Here is a 14639-nt window from a genome sequence, read left to right as displayed (position 1 = left end):
TCGACCCTGTCGTTCGGCGTCCGCACGAAGCCACAGTCGCGGAACGTAACGGGCCCGATCCCTCGTGGCAGAGTGGCACTGCAGCGCACCGCGAAGCCTCGCGCGCGGCCCCCGACTCCCGACAGTCCGCACCCATCGAGAGGAAGGCAGCGCATGCCCTTCGAGAACACCGACCGCGTCCAGGCCACCACGGCCGGATCGCTCCCCCGCACCCCCGAGCTCATCGCCGCGAACGCCGCACGGCCCGTGGCCGACGACGGCTTCACGCTCGAGACCACCGACGAGGTCCGGGCCCTGACGAGCGCGGCGGTCGACGACGTCGTCGCACGGCAGACGGCGCTGGGCATCACGCAGCCCGGTGACGGCGAGTTCGGCAAGGCGATGTCGAACAGCGTCGACTACGGCGCGTGGTGGGGCTACTCGTTCCAGCGTGTCAGCGGCCTGAGCCTGACCGACGAGAACATCTTCTCGCAGCAGCCGGTCCGGTCCACGCCGGGGAACATCCGGCTCACGAGCTTCCCGGACCGCCGCGACTGGACGATCTTCCACGACGCCTACACCGACCCCGAGTCGGGCATCGGCACCGGCAAGAACGCCACCGCGTTCCCGACGACCACAGGCCCGATCACCTACACCGGCCACGAGGCCGCGGCCACCGACGCCGCGAACCTCAAGCACGCGGTCGAGGCCGCCGGCGCGGACAACGGCTTCATCACGGCGCTCTCCCCCGGGTCCGCCGCCCGCATCGCGAACGAGTACTACGCGACCGAGGAAGAACACATCTGGGCGTGGGCGGACGCCCTGCGCGAGGAGTACAGGGCGATCCTCGACGCCGGCCTCGTGCTGCAGATCGACGACCCCTCGATCGCCGAGAACTGGGACCAGATCAACCCCGAGCCGAGCATCGACGACTACCGCGCCTTCACCCGCATCCGTGTCGAGGCGCTCAACCACGCACTGCGGGGCCTCGACACCAGCCGCGTGCGCTTCCACCTGTGCTGGGGCTCCTGGCACGGCCCGCACACCACCGACATCGAGCTCCGCCACATCGTCGACCTGATGCTCGACATCGACGCCGGTGCGTACTCGTTCGAGGCCGCGAACGCCCGCCACGAGCACGAGTGGACCGTCTGGCAGGACGTCACCCTGCCCGAGGGCAAGGTCATCGTCCCGGGCGTCGTCGGCCACGCCACGAACGTCGTCGAGCACCCCGACCTCGTCGCGCAGCGCATCGAGCGGTTCGCCTCGGTCGTCGGGCGCGAGCGCGTCATCGCCGGCACCGACTGCGGCCTCGGCGGCCGCGTGCACCCGCAGATCGCCGCGGCGAAGCTCGAGTCGCTCGGTGAGGGTGCCCGGCGCGCGAGCGCGAAGCTCTTCTAGCCGCCCGTTCCTTCCCAGAACGGCTGCGATACCGGGCGAGATCGGGCGTACCTGCCAAGAAGAACACGGCAGGTACGCCCGGTTCCGCCAGGTACGCCCGATTCCGCGAGATACGCCCGGTTCGGGCAGGTACGCCCGATTCGGGCAGGTACGCCCGGATGTGGACGCACGCACGGACGGACGGGAGGCCCGGTGCCAGCTGGCACCGGGCCTCCAGGCCGTCAGCGGATGCGTCTACCGACGCGAGCGGCCGAGCACGACGGCCGCGCCCGCAGCCGCGACGCCGAGCCAGACGAGGGGGCGCGTGACGCGCCGTCGCTTCGCGACCCAGCCACCGTCCGTCGCGTTCGCGGCGTCGGCGGGGGCGTAGAGGTTGCCGTCGGTCGGGGCGCCCTCGCCACGGAGCGCGAACGTCTCCACCATCGGCTTCGTGATCTTGTGGAACAGGCCCGGGAACACGTACTGCAGCGGCACGAGCGACGCCTGGATACGTCCGACGAAGCGGTAGCGCTTGGGGTGCGTGGCGGCCTGCACGACGGCACGGCCGGCTCGCTCGACCGAGACGGTGGGCGGCAGCGGGTGCGAGGTCTTGCCGGTGTAGTTGGCACCGTTCTGGTAGATCGGGGTGTCGATCGTGGACGGCAGCAGCGCGGTGAACTTGATGCCGGTGCCCGCGAACTCGTCACCGAGCACGTCGACCAGGCCGAGCGCAGCGTGCTTGCTCGTCACGTACGCCGACTGGTACGGCGCCGAGAGCAGCGACTGGATCGAGCCGACGAGCACGTAGGTGCCCTTCCCGCGCTGCTTCCAGTGCGGCAGCAGGTGCGTGATCGCGTTGAGGTGCCCGTACAGGTTCGTGTCGACGACGCGCTTGAACGCCTCGGTGGGCGTCTGCTCGAACAGGCCGTAGACGAACAGGGCCGCGTTGCCGACGAAGACGTCGATGCGACCGAAGCGGGTCGTCACCGTGCCGATGAGGTCCTTGACCTGGTGCTCGTCGGCGACGTCGGTCGGGATCGCGATCGCCTCGGCGCCGAGCTTCCGGCACTCGGCTGCTGCGGCCTCGAGCGAGTCGTGCCCGCGTGCGGCGAGCACGAGCGTGGCGCCCTGCCGGGCGAACTCGTGTGCGGCGGCCCTCCCGATGCCGCTCGATGCTCCGGTGATGACGACGATCTTCCCGCGGTACCGATGTCCCATGTGTCCTTGGTACCCGGCCGTGGTCCGTTCCCGCACAGCCGGGTCGTACCCCTGCACGCGGTGCGAAGATGGAGCATGCGCAAGGACGACCTGACCGTCGACGAAGCCGCGGTCATCGCCGAGCACGCCCGCGCCGGTGTCCTCGACATCGACGACCCCGAGGTGCGGAAGGTCGTCGAGCAGGCGAACCGGGTGCTGGTCCGTGCACAGATGTGGGGCGAGGAGCGGAGCCCGAAGCTGCGGCGTCGCCGACGGCTCATCGCGGTCGGCGCCCTCGTGATGGTGCTCGTGTGGGTCGCGGGGTTGCTCGTGCCGCTGGCGATGCGCTTCGGCTGACCGGTGCGCCCCACGGACGAAGCGGGATGTGGGCCTGTTCAGGCGCAGCCGGATGGTGCATGATCCGACGACCACACCACCATCGCGCTGCAGGGAGCACGACATGGACCAGCACATCGATCGACGGCGCTTCATGACGCTCGGACTCGCCGGAGCCGCGACGACCGCCCTCGGCGCGACGGCGATCCCGGACGGCTCGGCACAGGCCGTGACCGGAGCTGCGGCGCCGACCGCTGCGCCCGTGCTGCTCGCCGCCGACGAGTTCGACGGCCCGGCCGGCAGCGCGCCGAACCCCGGGATCTGGCGGTACGACCTGGGTGCCGGCGGCTGGGGCAACGCGGAGCTGCAGACCTACACGGACTCGCGGCGGAACGCGGCGCTCGACGGTGCCGGCAACCTCGTGATCACCGCACACCGCGAGGCCGACGGCTCGTACTCGTCGGCCCGGCTGAAGTCCGAGAGCACCTACACCGCGCAGTACGGCCGCATCGAGGCGCGGATCCGCATCCCCCGCGGCCAGGGCATCTGGCCGGCGTTCTGGATGCTCGGCGCGGACATCGGGCAGGTCGGCTGGCCGGCGTGCGGGGAGATCGACGTCATGGAGAACGTCGGGTACGAGCCGGGGATCGTGCACGGCACGGTGCACGGGCCCGGGTACTCCGGCGCGCAGGGCATCTCGGCGGCGTACACGAACCCGTCCGGAGCAGCGTTCACCGACGACTTCCACGTGTACGGGGTCGACTGGCGCCCCGGCTCGATCACCTGGACGGTCGACGGCGTCGCGTACCGGACGGTCACCCGGGCCGACGTCGGCTCGGCCCCGTGGGTGTTCGACAAGCCGTTCTTCGTGATCCTCAACGTCGCGGTCGGCGGGAACTGGCCGGGTTCGCCGGACGCCTCGACACGGTTCCCGCAGCAGATGACCATCGACTGGCTACGGGTCCACCAGAACGCCTAGCCGGGGATCGCCGAAGCGGACGAGCGTCAGGGACGGCGGTTCGCCCGGGCGACGAGCCACAGGTACGTGCTGTGCCCGACCAGGGCGAGTCCGAAGAACACCGCGGCGACCGCGTACACCCGGTCGAGCTTGCCCTGCCCGATCACGAGCATCACGACGCAGAACGCGACGGCGATCGCGAGGACACCGACCTGCACGGTCGACCAGATCCGTCGGAAGCGCGGCATGCCCGTCTCGTTCACACCACCCATTCTGCCCGATGCCGTCAGTGCTTCTCCGGGTCGTGGCCCCAGTTCATGAGCGAGTACCGCCAGGGGGTGTCGTGCACGTCACCGTCGGGCCGCTGCTCCGAGTGCCGGGCGACGTAGCCGACGACCTTCCGCATGTGTGCCAGGTCGTCGTCGGTGCGGTCGGCCTTGTGCTTCTCGAGGATGCGGATGATGTGCCGACCGCTCTCGTGCCCGGTCGACTCGCCGCCGCCCGAGGGCTTCTGCCCGACGGACTTCGACTCGTCGGTGTCGAGCCACTTCCGCAGCTCGGTGGCGGTCATGTTCACCGCCTCGTCGAAGTCGGCTCGGGTCTGCTCGTCGTCGTGCTCGCTCATGCGGTCGAGCAAACCCGGCCGTGCTGGACGACTGCGCAGGGCGGGCCGGGTCAGATGGGAATGGAACGGCCCCGCCCGGTGTCGAACACTCCACCGACCACGAAGGAGCCCACCATGAGCCTCGACCTCCACAAGAGCACCGGCGCCGGAACCGTCACCGACGAGCGCGCCTGCCTGCCGAAGCCCGTCCTGCCCACACTGCACGACGAGCGCACCCCGTCCTTCGGTCGCTGGCTCGGACAGATCAACCACACCGACTGACCGACCGTCGGGAGCGACGGCACGCACGGCCCGCCGACTCCCCGGCCCCTCGCCGCGCACTGCTACCGTGCACCCATGTCCTGGGGCTGGCGGTACTACGCGCTGCAAGCCGTCGGCGGAGCGGCCTGGTGGATCGCCGTCGCGACGCTGCCGTGGATCCGCACGGCGACGCTCGGCTCGCTCGACCCGGTGCTCGTCGCCGTGTTCGACGTCCCGCTCTTCGTCGTCGCCTCAGCGCTCGCCGCCGCCGGTGTCCGGGCCGCCGCGGTGGTCACGACGGTGTGGACCGCCCTGGTGCTCGTCGCCCTGAGCGTCTGGGCCACCGTGGCCGGCGAGGCCGGCTGGGGCGTGCTCGTCATGCTGGCCGCCACGGTCGGTTCGACGGTCGCCCTCGCCCTCGTCCTGCTCGGACGGGTCCCGACGGAGTGGGTGACGAGCGGTCCGCTGCGGATCCGCACCGCTGACGCCAGCGCCCCGCGCTCCCGGCACGTCACAGCGACCGTGCTGCAGATCGTCGTCTTCTGGGGCCTGTTCCTCGGGGTGTTCCCCCTGCTCATCGCGTTCGCCGAGCACCGCTGGGGCCTCCACCCGCAGCTGCCGGCACCCTTCGTCACCACCCTCACCGTCGTCGGTGTGGTCGTGCTCCTGCTGGCCAGCGCGCTCGGCATCGCGTCGGCAGCGGCGATGTCGACGAAGGGCGAGGGCACGCCGCTGCCCTCGGCCACCGCGAACCGCCTGGTGGTCGCCGGGCCGTACCGGTCGGTGCGGAACCCGATGGCCCTGGCCGGCATCACGCAGGGCGTCGCCGTCGGGCTGCTGCTGTCGTCGTGGCTGGTCGTCGTCTACGCGGTCGCCGGTTCCGTGGTCTGGAACTGCATCGTCCGCCCGCTCGAGGAATCCGACCTGGAGGAACGATTCGGCGACGACTTCCGCCGCTACGCCGAGCAGGTCCGGTGCTGGGTGCCGCGGTGGCCGGTGCCGGCACGCGTGGGTTCGGTGCCGCTCAGCTCGTCGCGCCGCTGATGTTGACGAGCCACGACACCCCGTGGCGGTCGGTCAGCATGCCGAAGGTGTCGCCCCAGGGAGCGGTGGTGAGTGGTTCGACGATCGTCGCGCCCTGGGCCAGACCGTTCCACCACCGCGTCAGCAGTTCGTGGTCATCACCGCTGAGCGAGAGCGAGATGCTGCTCTCCGCCGGTGTCGGCATGCCGGACGGCGCGTCCGAGGCCATCAGGAGCAGGCCCTGGTCGCCGTCGAGCTGGCCGTGCATCACCTTGTCGGCGTCCGCGGGGTCCTGGCTCATGCCGGCTTCACCGAACGTGCCGATGGTGAGCGTGCCGCCGAAGACCGAGTGGTAGAACTCGAGCGCTTCGCGGGCGCCGCTCCGGAACCCGAGGTAGGGGTTGAGGCGAACGGTCATGACGGTCTCCCTCGTCCTGCGCGGGCGCCGTCGCCCGCGTCGTGGTCATCGTGGCAGGTCCCGCGTCCCCGCGGAAGGAGACGCCGTCGTCTTCGTTCGGCGCCGCCAGGTCGTCGAGACGTCTCCACATTCGGCGGCGTCTCGACGACGGCAGGGCGTCGCAGCAACACACCGGCGTGTTCGAAGCAGCACCAACGCCGGTCGGGAGGCGCGTGGCGGCGCCGCCACGCGCCTCCAGGCCGTCAGACGGTGGGGTCCACCACCGGCGGTCGCGCCGCCGGGGCGAGCTCACGGATCCGCTTCGCGGGGACGCCGGCGTAGACGCCGTGCGCCGCCAGGCGGCCGACGACCACGGCGCCGGCGGCGACCACGACGTCGTGCTCGATGTGGGCGCCCGGCAGGATCGTGGCGCGGCCGCCGATCCAGACGTGCTCCTCGACGACCACGGGGCGGCCGGACGCGACGTCGCTCCACCGGCCCTCGGCGTCGATCTCGTGGTGGCTCGTCATGATGAGCACCTGCATCCCGATCGCGGTGTTCGCACCGATCGTCACGGGGGCGACGGCCTCGACGGTCACGTTGCGGTTGCAGAAGACGCCCCGGCCGATGGTGAGGTGCTTCGGGTCGCCCGTCAGCGAGAACCCGGTCCCCACACCGGACTCGGCGCGTGCCCCGGCGGCACGGAGCAGCAGCCGCCGGACGATCCGGGGCAGCAGCGGGGATCCGAGCAGTGCCGTGAAGACGAAGTGCTCACGGGCGTAGGAGGCGTCCTCGACGAGCCGACGGCCGAACGTCGACGGATCGGTCGTCGGCGGGACGGCCGTGGTCGGGACGGGTGGTGCTGCTGAGCCGGCCATGGGGTCTCCAGTCGTCGTGGCTGCGTGTCCGTGCAGCGCAAACGTAGGGCGACGATCGTCGGCGATCGGCCGGACGGCGGGCGGTTGCGGGATTCTTGCGGGCCCGCGCGGCTGCTCGCTAGGCGCGGGCGCCGTCCCGCGCGGTGGACGCCGTCTGCCGGGGCAGCTCGCCGAACTCCTCGCGGTAGCTCCCCGCGAACCGGCCGAGGTGGGCGAACCCGGTGGCCCGGGCGATCTCGGCGATGCTCCGACCGTCGCCCGACTCGAGCTGTTCGCGGGCGAGCAGCAGCCGGATGCGACGCAGGTACATGGTCGGGGTGATGCCGTGGTGCCGCTGGAACGCCGCCTGCACGCCGCGCACGCTCAGGCCGGCGGCCTCGGCGACGTCGTCGACGGTGATCTGCTCGGTGGCGTGCTCGAGCAGGAAGGTCTCGGCACGGGCGAAGCGGGCGGTGGCGGCCATCGCCGGCTCGTGCTGCCCGACGGGCCAGTGCGGGATCGCGGTGAGCAGCCCACCGGCGGCGAAGCGCGCGAGCTCCCGCTCGCGTTCGACCGGGACGGCGTCCGGTCCGGCCAGCACCTCTTGTGCGACGGACCGCACCATGAGCCACCAGGCAGCGAGCGGCGCGCCCTCGGGGACGTGCCGCGGACGGAACTCGATGGGACCGGGGGCCCAGTCGCCGCGCTCGGCCGCGACCTGTTCGACGATCGAGCGGTCGATGCGCAGGACGTCCTTGTTGCAGGCGATCCAGCGGAAGCGCTGGGGCCCCTGCCGGAAGAGCGTCGGGCGGCCGATCTTCACGGTGTTCTCGTCGACCTGGGCGACCCCGGACTTCATCCAGAAGATCATCATCGCGTCGCCCGGCTCGATCGTGCCGCTCAGGACCCCGGTGCAGCGGGTCGACTCGAGCGACAGCAGTGCCGTCCCGCGCACGCGCTCCTCGAACACGAACTCGGCGTCCGTGGGTTCGACCGACAGTCCGTGGGTGATGTGCGTCCGGGCCATCGCCTCGGCCGCGACCGACGGCTCGGCGGTCTGGGTCTCCCGCAGCAAGCGGTGCATCGTCTCGGGCACGTGATGATCCTCCCGACAAGTCGGCGTCCGCGCAACGAGCGACGCGCCGCGTTCCTGTACGGCGGCCAGCCAACGCGCTGTTGGCTGTGCTCCAGGAGGTCGAACATGAAGTACATCCAGTACGACCGCTCGACGATCCTGACGAGCGACGACGTGGCCGATGCCGTGATCGAGTACGCCGCCGCACTGGCCGGGGGCAGCCGTGCGGACACCGTGGCGATCCCCGCCGTGGCGGCCGACGGCACCATGACGACCACCAAGGTGCTCATCGGTCCGTCGAGCCAACTCGTCGTCGAGGACGCCGAGGAGGACGAACTCGAGGCTGAGGACACCGTGTTCGTGGCTCGCCTGCGCGCCGCCGCGCTGACGTTCGACCACGACGAGGTGATCCACGCGGACACCCGGTCGGACCTGACCGAGGGGCCGGTGGCGTAGGGGCGCCGGCTCAGCGCCCGAAGTCCGGCGGCGACGCGTTGGTGTCGACGGCGAGCACGGCCTCGGTGCGCCGACCGAGTTCGAGCAGGAACGCCTCGCCCTCGGGTTCGAGGTCGTCGTCCGGAGCGGGCTCGAGGGCGACCGGGATCGCCGGGGCCAGGAGCACCTCGATCGTGCTCGCCACCCCGAAGTCGTCGGCCGTCGGGATCGACACGACGTCGCTCAGCCGGCTCTGGTGCAGTGCGGCGGCGTACCGGATCACCGCGTCGGCGATCGTGTCGCTCGTCAGGACACGGACCGTGCCCGCGTAGTTCACGTACTTCAACGTTGCTCCCTGGTGAAGAGGAGCTTCCGTCGCGGTGACGGTTCCCTGATCCGGTGCCACGGTAGGCCGCCGCTGCGCGCCGCACACATCTTCGCTTTCCGGACGGGGTACGCCCGGAGCCTGAACCGGTACCCAGTGGGGGTCGCAGACGATCGGGGACGTCCAGGGAAACCGACCACAGGGAGAGACATGACCGAGCAGCAGCAGCCCCCGGGGAGCGACCAGGAACTCACCCCGGAGGCCGACCACGGCGAGGAGTCGTACCGCGGCTCCGGCAAGCTCACCGGCAAGCGCGCCGTCATCACCGGCGGGGACAGCGGCATCGGGAAGGCCGTCGCGATCGCGTTCGCGCGCGAGGGTGCTGACGTCCTGATCAGCTACCTGCCGGAAGAGGAGGACGACGCGCAGGACACGAAGCGCTGGATCGAGGAAGCCGGTCGGAAGGCCGTGCTGTTCCCGGGCGACGTGAGCGATCCCGCGTACTGCCGATCCGTCATCGACCAGGCGGTCTCGGAACTCGGCGGGCTCGACGTCCTCGTGAACAACGCCGCCTACCAGATGACCCACGAGACGATCGAGGAGATCAGCGACGAGGAGTGGGACCACACCCTCGCGACGAACCTCAGCGCCTACTTCCACCTCGTCAAGGCGGCCCTGCCGCACCTGGGCCCGGGGTCGTCGATCATCGGCTCGAGCTCGGTCAACTCCGACAACCCGAAGCCGAACCTGGCGCCCTACGACGTCACCAAGGCCGGCGTCGCGAACCTGTCGGCCGCGCTGGCGCAGCTGCTCGGGGAACGCGGGATCCGCGTGAACAGCGTCGCCCCCGGTCCGATCTGGACGCCGCTGATCCCGTCGACGATGCCGCCGGAGCAGGTCGAGCAGTTCGGCAAGCAGTCGCCGCTCGGCCGTCCCGGCCAGCCAGCCGAACTCGCGCCCGTCTACGTGCTGCTCGCCAGTGACGACGGCAGCTACGTCTCCGGCGCGCGGGTCGCCGTGACCGGCGGCACCCCGATCCTGTGACGGGACGCCGGTCCGGCAACGGGACCAGGTGACGGACGGGAGGCCCGGGGCACGACGTGCGCCGGGCCTCCTGTCCGTCGTCGGGGGACGCTCCTGGCTGAACCGCCGCCCACCGGGGCCGGCCTACGTTCAGGGCCATGTCCACGCGAGCGAAGACCGTCACGGCGCTGTTCGGCGCCGCCACCGTAGCCCTCCTGCTCACCGCCTGCGACCCCGGCGGAGCGCAGAACATCAACCCCGTCGGCAAGGTCCCCGGCTCCGAGGAGAAGTCGCAGTCGGCCCAGTGCGACGTGGCCGCCAGCGCCGCCGTCGACATGATCGACAAGGCGGTCGGGTCGCACGACACCACCGAGTTCGCGAACATCCAGAAGGGGGACGGCGGCTGGTACCTCGGTGCCGCGATCGTCCCCGCGGACAGCAACGACTCGAACGACGACGAGGTCACCATCTGGGCGACCACCGCCGACCCCACGGCCGACGACTTCGACGGCCCGCTGTACGCCGTGAACGACGTCGCCAAGCAGGCCGTCGCCGACGAGACGACCACCACCTCGGATGCGCCGACGCCGTTCGCCGACGACTCGAAGGCCGCCGAGCAGGTCGAGAGCTGCGTCGTCGAGGCGTCTGACCGCTAGTCGTCGGACACCGCGCAGTGGCCGATCAGTCCTTGGGCTGGTCGGCCACTTCCACGTCCACGTGGTAGTCGTCGCCGCCATCGGTGCTGATCGTGGACACCGAGTCGTAGACCACGTCGTAGCCCGCCGTGTTCACGTCGCAGTGCACCTCGGCGCCGTCCTCGATCGCGATGTCGTCCGCACCGCAGTCGACCTCGGGCGTGGCGTCCGAGACGTCGGCCAACGCGTCGACGACGACGCGTTCGAAGGCGTCCGGTGTGACGGTCCGAGACGACGACGTCGACACGGTGCACCCGCTGAGCGTCACCGCCAGGGCGATCGTCGCGGTGAGCGTCGCGAGTGCGGTGACGGCGCGCTGGTGCTGCATGGTTTCCCCCGTGGTCCCCTGGCCGCTGCTCGCCCCGAGATCGGGGACCGGCGGTTCCTCGACGATAGCGGGAAGGTGCGAGGACGTCTGCCACGAGTTCGGGTCAGGAGCAGACGTCCTCGCGCTACGACGCCGTCGGGTTCGACGCGGTGGTCATGACGAGGCCAGCCCGGGAACGGGGGGTCGGGCACCCGCCGGTAGGGTCCGGCGGGGTAGCTTCCGGAGACTGTACGTCGACCACGGCTCAGACGTGTCCATGTTCCGCAGGAACCGGCCAGTGCCCGACCGTCCGCCGCGCGCCCGGCTGGGCGTCCGCCCGGGGACTCGTGAAGGCCCGCTCAGCAGCGTCGCAGTTCACTAGACGATCGTCTTCTGAACGCCTACGGTTCCCAGCACCCCGTTCCGCTCCCGAACCGTGAGAGACCGCATGCGCAGCCCCCGCCAGACCACCGTGCTCGAGACCGGCCGCTGACGTGGCGGCGGCGAAGGCGACGGTCCTGCTCGTGAGCGACTTCCCGCTGTCGGCGATGCGGGGTGAACGCGCCGCGCTGGTCGAGCAGGCGAAGGCCTTCGCCGAGACCGGTCACGTCGTCTGGGTGGCGACTCCGCGCTCGAGCGAGACCGCGGAGCTGCGGAAGCACGGCGTCCGCCTGTTCGAGGTCGAGCCGTCGATCAGCGCCCCGGAGAGCGACCTGCCGGTGGTCCGCAACTCGGTCCGTGTCCGCCGGTGCCTCGGCACGCTGATGCTCGAGGAACGGATCGACCTCGTCGTCACCCACTCGGACTTCGGCCTCGCCGCGGCGGCGCTGACCACGGCGCGCTCCCTCGAGCTGCCGACGATCCACACCGTGCACGGTTCGGCGCCGGTCCGGGGCCGGACCGCGGCGGCGATGGCGCCCCTTGCACGGCACGCGCACCGTGTGGTGACCGGCATCCGGCCCACACGGCACCGCTTCACGGGGCACCCCATGGACGACGCGCGCCGCAACATGGCCGTGGCCGTCTCCGGGGCGGCCGACGTCGTCGTCACTCCGACAACCCGGCAGGCTCGTGTCCTCCGCGAGGCCGGCGTCGGCCCGGTCCACGTCGTGCCCAACGCCCTCGGCCGCCGGCCGGTCGAACCGCCGCCGGCGCCGGAACTCGGCCCGCTCCGGCTCGTCTGGGCGTCGCGGTTCACCCCGGACAAGCGCCTCGACGTCCTCCTCAACGCGATCCGGCTGGTGGAGATCCGGCTCGGGGCACACGCCGTGCGGGTCGACGTCGCCGGCGGGACCGTTCCCCCGACCCGCACGCCGGTGTCGGTCCGTGTCCACGGCCGCCTGTCGTCGCAGGCCGTCCACGACCTGCTGCTGTGCGGGCACGCGGCGGTGGTCTGCTCGCTCGAGCACGACGGCCAGCCGATGACCGCGCTCGAGGCGTTCCGGGACCACCGTCCGGTCATCGTGTCCGACATCCGCCTGGCGAGCGAGTTCGGCTCCGCCGCCGTCCTGACCGACGACGAGACCGCGTTCGGGCTCGCCACGACGATCATCGAACTCGCCTCGGACCGGACGCTGCTGCGGCCGCACACCGCCGCCGCGATCGAGCACGCGCGGCTCGCGACGGCGGAGCGGCACACCGATCAGGTCCTCCGGCTGGTCGCCGGCAGCTGCCGGCCCTGAGTGACGGCTCCCCCGTGAGCGCGCGCCGCCCTGGGCGCACCACGGGACGGACTGGAGGCGCGGTGCGGGCCCGCCCCGGGCCTCCAGTCCGAAAGCGGTCGAGCAAGGAGAACGCCCCGATGAGGAGGGGGGATCTCATCGGGGCGTTCCGTTCGTGGGGCCGCGTCAGGCGGCGAGGCGCGCAGCGAGCGCGGTGGCGCGGGACCGGAGGTCCGCGTAGGTGGCCTCGTACGCGTCCGGCGTGCCGACGCGCGAGGGGTTCGGCAGCGACCAGTGCAGGCTGTCGCCGTCGTCGATCGACTCGTGCGCACGGTCGCAGACCGTGACGACCAGGTCGCCGTCGGCGACGAGGTCGCGGAAGGCACGCGGGACGTGGCGGCCGAGGTCCAGGCCGTGGCGTTCCCCGACGGCGACCGCCCCGGGGGCGATGGCGGCCGCGGGACGCGTCCCGCCCGACAGCGAGCCGATCTCGCTGACCTGCGCCCAGACGCCCGCGGCCAGCGGGGAGCGCGCGGAGTTGCCGGTGCAGACGAACAGCACGCGGGACACCGGGCCGGGCACCGCCGCCGAACCGTGCGGGACGCCGCTCGGTTCGAGGTGCAAGTAGCTGCGGCGACCGTCGCCGTCGGAGCGGCGTCGCGTGACCAGACCGGCCTGCTCGAGGACGCGCAGGTGGTGCGCCAGGAGCGGCCCGGAGATCCCGAGGGCGGCCCGCACCTCGCTCGGGCTGGCGTCAGACGCGGCGAGCAGGTCGACGATCGCCAGGCGGGCGACGTCTCCGAGGGCCGCGTGCTGCGCCGCACGCCGCTCGAGGTCCTGCCGCCTGGTGTTCATCGGTTCAATGTTGACTGAACCATCTGCCGTCGTCAAGATGAGCGGGTGACGACGAGCCCCGAGCCCCTGCGGTCGTCCGCGGCATCGGTGTTCCTGGTGTTCCTGCGGCTCGGGCTGACCTCGTTCGGCGGGCCGGTCGCACACCTCGGGTACTTCCGTGAAGCCTTCGTGGTGCGTCGCCGCTGGCTGCGGGACGACGCCTACGCCGACCTCGTCGCGCTGTGCCAGTTCCTGCCCGGACCGGCGTCGAGCCAGGTCGGGATGGCACTCGGGCTGCAGCGCGCCGGACTGCTCGGGCTCCTCGCGGCGTGGTGCGGGTTCACCCTGCCGTCCGCGGTGCTGCTCGTCGCGTTCGCCCTGCTGGTGTCCGGCACGCCCGACCTGGCCGGCGCCGGGTGGCTGCTCGGGCTGCAGGCCGCCGCAGCCGCGGTGGTGGCGCAGGCGGTGCTCGGCATGGCGCGCTCGCTCACACCGGACCGCCGTCGGGCGACCATCGCGGCCGCCGCCGCGATCGTGGTGCTGCTCGTCCCCGGCCCGGCAGCGCAGGTCGCGGTCATCGCGGTGTGCGGTGTGGTCGGCGTGCTGTGGCTCGGTCGGGTGGTCGACTCGGTCGAGGACGTCGGAGACACCGAGGACATCGCCGGCGCCGAGGTCGCCGTGCGCCTCCCCCGCTGGGTCGCCGTGTCGGCGCTCGTCGCGTTCGCCGCCCTGCTCGTCGCGGCACCCGTCGCCGCGAGCGGCACCGGGGCCGTTCGCCTGTTCGGGGTCTTCGCGCAGGCGGGCTCGCTCGTCTTCGGCGGCGGCCACGTCGTCCTGCCGCTGCTCGAGTCACAGACCGTGGCCACGCACCTGGTGGGCCACGCGGACTTCCTGGCCGGGTACGGCGCCGCGCAGGCCGTGCCCGGGCCGCTCTTCACCTTCGCTGCGTACCTCGGCGCCGTCGCAGACGGCAGTCCGAGCGGGCTCCTCGGCGCGGCGGTGGCACTCGTCGCGATCTTCCTGCCGGCGGCGCTCCTGGTCATCGGCGCCCTGCCGTTCTGGCACGTGCTCCGCGCCCTGCCGTGGGCCCGGCGCGTGCTGGCCGGCGTGAACGCGGGGGTCGTCGGGATCCTCGCCGCGGCACTCTGGGACCCGGTCATCACCGAGGGGGTCCGCTCGGCACCCGCACTGGCGCTCGCCGTGGCCGCCTTCACCGCCCTCACCCGCTGGTCCGCTCCCCCGTGGGCCGTCGTCATCGGAGCCGGCCTGCTCGGCGCCGTCGTCCTCTGATC

The 14639-nt window shown here is 72.0% G+C and carries 19 protein-coding genes; 10 read left to right on the top strand and 9 right to left on the bottom strand.

The window, feature by feature from the left end; genetic code table 11:
* Positions 1-153: 153 nt before the first annotated feature.
* The gene (locus DEJ09_RS16990; RefSeq protein WP_111089351.1) at positions 154-1380 is read left to right on the top strand and encodes a cobalamin-independent methionine synthase II family protein; all 1227 of its coding nucleotides are present in this window, start codon (positions 154-156) and stop codon (positions 1378-1380) included.
* A 234-nt stretch (positions 1381-1614) separates the two neighbouring features.
* On the opposite strand, the gene DEJ09_RS16985 is transcribed toward DEJ09_RS16990, so the two are convergent.
* Complete coding sequence (locus DEJ09_RS16985; RefSeq protein WP_111235116.1) at positions 1615-2577, bottom strand: SDR family oxidoreductase; 963 nt, start codon at positions 2575-2577, stop codon at positions 1615-1617.
* 75 nt (positions 2578-2652) lie between these two features.
* Between DEJ09_RS16985 and DEJ09_RS18255 the strand changes: the two genes are divergently transcribed.
* Together DEJ09_RS18255 and DEJ09_RS16980 are read left to right on the top strand one after the other, a co-directional pair.
* Positions 2653-2913 (top strand): hypothetical protein, encoded by a 261-nt coding sequence (locus DEJ09_RS18255; protein ID WP_181433401.1) that lies wholly within the window; start codon positions 2653-2655, stop codon positions 2911-2913.
* A 103-nt stretch (positions 2914-3016) separates the two neighbouring features.
* A complete protein-coding gene (locus DEJ09_RS16980; RefSeq protein ID WP_111089349.1) occupies positions 3017-3871 on the top strand; it encodes a family 16 glycosylhydrolase in 855 nt (284 codons plus the stop codon).
* Positions 3872-3897: 26 nt separating this feature from the next.
* Here DEJ09_RS16980 and DEJ09_RS16975 read toward each other — a convergent pair whose 3' ends face one another.
* Both DEJ09_RS16975 and DEJ09_RS16970 read right to left on the bottom strand, forming a co-directional pair.
* Positions 3898-4098: a hypothetical protein gene (locus DEJ09_RS16975; protein ID WP_111110269.1), complete on the bottom strand. Its 201-nt coding sequence runs from the start codon at positions 4096-4098 to the stop codon at positions 3898-3900.
* Positions 4099-4136: 38 nt separating this feature from the next.
* Complete coding sequence (locus tag DEJ09_RS16970; protein ID WP_111089348.1) at positions 4137-4475, bottom strand: DUF3140 domain-containing protein; 339 nt, start codon at positions 4473-4475, stop codon at positions 4137-4139.
* 114 nt (positions 4476-4589) lie between these two features.
* Between DEJ09_RS16970 and DEJ09_RS18250 the strand changes: the two genes are divergently transcribed.
* Positions 4590-4736, top strand: coding sequence for a hypothetical protein (locus tag DEJ09_RS18250; RefSeq protein WP_164941096.1), 147 nt, complete (start codon positions 4590-4592; stop codon positions 4734-4736).
* 75 nt (positions 4737-4811) lie between these two features.
* On the top strand, positions 4812-5759 hold the full coding sequence (locus tag DEJ09_RS16965; RefSeq protein WP_111089347.1) for an isoprenylcysteine carboxylmethyltransferase family protein: 948 nt from the start codon (positions 4812-4814) through the stop codon (positions 5757-5759).
* Here DEJ09_RS16965 and DEJ09_RS16960 read toward each other — a convergent pair.
* The 3 genes from DEJ09_RS16960 to DEJ09_RS16950 all read right to left on the bottom strand — a co-directional run bounded on the left by DEJ09_RS16960 (position 5740) and on the right by DEJ09_RS16950 (position 8088).
* Positions 5740-6156 (bottom strand): VOC family protein, encoded by a 417-nt coding sequence (locus DEJ09_RS16960; protein ID WP_027465416.1) that lies wholly within the window; start codon positions 6154-6156, stop codon positions 5740-5742. The two genes, DEJ09_RS16965 and DEJ09_RS16960, sit on opposite strands and share 20 nt — an antisense overlap.
* Before the next feature lie 242 nt (positions 6157-6398).
* Positions 6399-7013: a DapH/DapD/GlmU-related protein gene (locus DEJ09_RS16955; RefSeq protein WP_111089346.1), complete on the bottom strand. Its 615-nt coding sequence runs from the start codon at positions 7011-7013 to the stop codon at positions 6399-6401.
* A gap of 118 nt (positions 7014-7131) precedes the next feature.
* Complete coding sequence (locus tag DEJ09_RS16950) at positions 7132-8088, bottom strand: AraC family transcriptional regulator (protein WP_111054624.1); 957 nt, start codon at positions 8086-8088, stop codon at positions 7132-7134.
* Between the two features lie 105 nt (positions 8089-8193).
* Between DEJ09_RS16950 and DEJ09_RS16945 the strand changes: the two genes are divergently transcribed.
* Complete coding sequence (locus tag DEJ09_RS16945; protein ID WP_110863895.1) at positions 8194-8523, top strand: hypothetical protein; 330 nt, start codon at positions 8194-8196, stop codon at positions 8521-8523.
* 10 nt (positions 8524-8533) lie between these two features.
* Here DEJ09_RS16945 and DEJ09_RS16940 read toward each other — a convergent pair whose 3' ends face one another.
* Positions 8534-8848, bottom strand: a complete 315-nt coding sequence (locus DEJ09_RS16940; protein WP_071244494.1) for a hypothetical protein — start codon at positions 8846-8848, stop codon at positions 8534-8536.
* Positions 8849-9037: 189 nt separating this feature from the next.
* Between DEJ09_RS16940 and DEJ09_RS16935 the strand changes: the two genes are divergently transcribed.
* Together DEJ09_RS16935 and DEJ09_RS16930 are read left to right on the top strand one after the other, a co-directional pair.
* A complete protein-coding gene (locus DEJ09_RS16935) occupies positions 9038-9871 on the top strand; it encodes an SDR family oxidoreductase (RefSeq protein WP_111022947.1) in 834 nt (277 codons plus the stop codon).
* 137 nt (positions 9872-10008) lie between these two features.
* Positions 10009-10506: a hypothetical protein gene (locus tag DEJ09_RS16930; RefSeq protein ID WP_110863897.1), complete on the top strand. Its 498-nt coding sequence runs from the start codon at positions 10009-10011 to the stop codon at positions 10504-10506.
* Between the two features lie 25 nt (positions 10507-10531).
* On the opposite strand, the gene DEJ09_RS16925 is transcribed toward DEJ09_RS16930, so the two are convergent.
* Complete coding sequence (locus DEJ09_RS16925; RefSeq protein WP_111089345.1) at positions 10532-10873, bottom strand: DUF4333 domain-containing protein; 342 nt, start codon at positions 10871-10873, stop codon at positions 10532-10534.
* 503 nt (positions 10874-11376) lie between these two features.
* Here DEJ09_RS16925 and DEJ09_RS16920 point away from each other — a divergent pair.
* Positions 11377-12534 carry a glycosyltransferase family 4 protein gene (locus DEJ09_RS16920; protein WP_146245763.1) on the top strand — a complete coding sequence of 386 codons (1158 nt, stop codon included), beginning with the start codon at positions 11377-11379 and terminating at the stop codon, positions 12532-12534.
* Between the two features lie 165 nt (positions 12535-12699).
* Here the strand turns inward: DEJ09_RS16920 and DEJ09_RS16915 are convergent, their stop codons facing one another.
* Positions 12700-13368 (bottom strand): ArsR family transcriptional regulator, encoded by a 669-nt coding sequence (locus tag DEJ09_RS16915; RefSeq protein ID WP_071405292.1) that lies wholly within the window; start codon positions 13366-13368, stop codon positions 12700-12702.
* Between the two features lie 45 nt (positions 13369-13413).
* Between DEJ09_RS16915 and chrA the strand changes: the two genes are divergently transcribed.
* On the top strand, positions 13414-14637 hold the full coding sequence (gene chrA / locus DEJ09_RS16910; protein ID WP_111089343.1) for a chromate efflux transporter: 1224 nt from the start codon (positions 13414-13416) through the stop codon (positions 14635-14637).
* The last annotated feature ends 2 nt before the right edge of the window (positions 14638-14639 follow it).

This window comes from Curtobacterium sp. MCLR17_055, assembly GCF_003234305.1.
Lineage (GTDB): Bacteria > Actinomycetota > Actinomycetes > Actinomycetales > Microbacteriaceae > Curtobacterium > Curtobacterium flaccumfaciens.
This window is presented reverse-complemented; position numbering and strand designations above follow the sequence as displayed.

Bases quoted from the DNA above. Each gene is read 5' to 3' on its own strand.
- DEJ09_RS16990 (WP_111089351.1), top strand. From the start codon at position 154: ATGCCCTTCGAGAACACCGACCGCGTCCAGGCCACCACGGCCGGATCG.
- DEJ09_RS16985 (WP_111235116.1), bottom strand. From the start codon at position 2,577: ATGGGACATCGGTACCGCGGGAAGATCGTCGTCATCACCGGAGCATCG.
- DEJ09_RS18255 (WP_181433401.1), top strand. From the start codon at position 2,653: ATGCGCAAGGACGACCTGACCGTCGACGAAGCCGCGGTCATCGCCGAG.
- DEJ09_RS16980 (WP_111089349.1), top strand. From the start codon at position 3,017: ATGGACCAGCACATCGATCGACGGCGCTTCATGACGCTCGGACTCGCC.
- DEJ09_RS16975 (WP_111110269.1), bottom strand. From the start codon at position 4,098: ATGCCGCGCTTCCGACGGATCTGGTCGACCGTGCAGGTCGGTGTCCTC.
- DEJ09_RS16970 (WP_111089348.1), bottom strand. From the start codon at position 4,475: ATGAGCGAGCACGACGACGAGCAGACCCGAGCCGACTTCGACGAGGCG.
- DEJ09_RS18250 (WP_164941096.1), top strand. From the start codon at position 4,590: ATGAGCCTCGACCTCCACAAGAGCACCGGCGCCGGAACCGTCACCGAC.
- DEJ09_RS16965 (WP_111089347.1), top strand. From the start codon at position 4,812: ATGTCCTGGGGCTGGCGGTACTACGCGCTGCAAGCCGTCGGCGGAGCG.
- DEJ09_RS16960 (WP_027465416.1), bottom strand. From the start codon at position 6,156: ATGACCGTTCGCCTCAACCCCTACCTCGGGTTCCGGAGCGGCGCCCGC.
- DEJ09_RS16955 (WP_111089346.1), bottom strand. From the start codon at position 7,013: ATGGCCGGCTCAGCAGCACCACCCGTCCCGACCACGGCCGTCCCGCCG.
- DEJ09_RS16945 (WP_110863895.1), top strand. From the start codon at position 8,194: ATGAAGTACATCCAGTACGACCGCTCGACGATCCTGACGAGCGACGAC.
- DEJ09_RS16935 (WP_111022947.1), top strand. From the start codon at position 9,038: ATGACCGAGCAGCAGCAGCCCCCGGGGAGCGACCAGGAACTCACCCCG.
- DEJ09_RS16930 (WP_110863897.1), top strand. From the start codon at position 10,009: ATGTCCACGCGAGCGAAGACCGTCACGGCGCTGTTCGGCGCCGCCACC.
- DEJ09_RS16925 (WP_111089345.1), bottom strand. From the start codon at position 10,873: ATGCAGCACCAGCGCGCCGTCACCGCACTCGCGACGCTCACCGCGACG.
- DEJ09_RS16915 (WP_071405292.1), bottom strand. From the start codon at position 13,368: ATGAACACCAGGCGGCAGGACCTCGAGCGGCGTGCGGCGCAGCACGCG.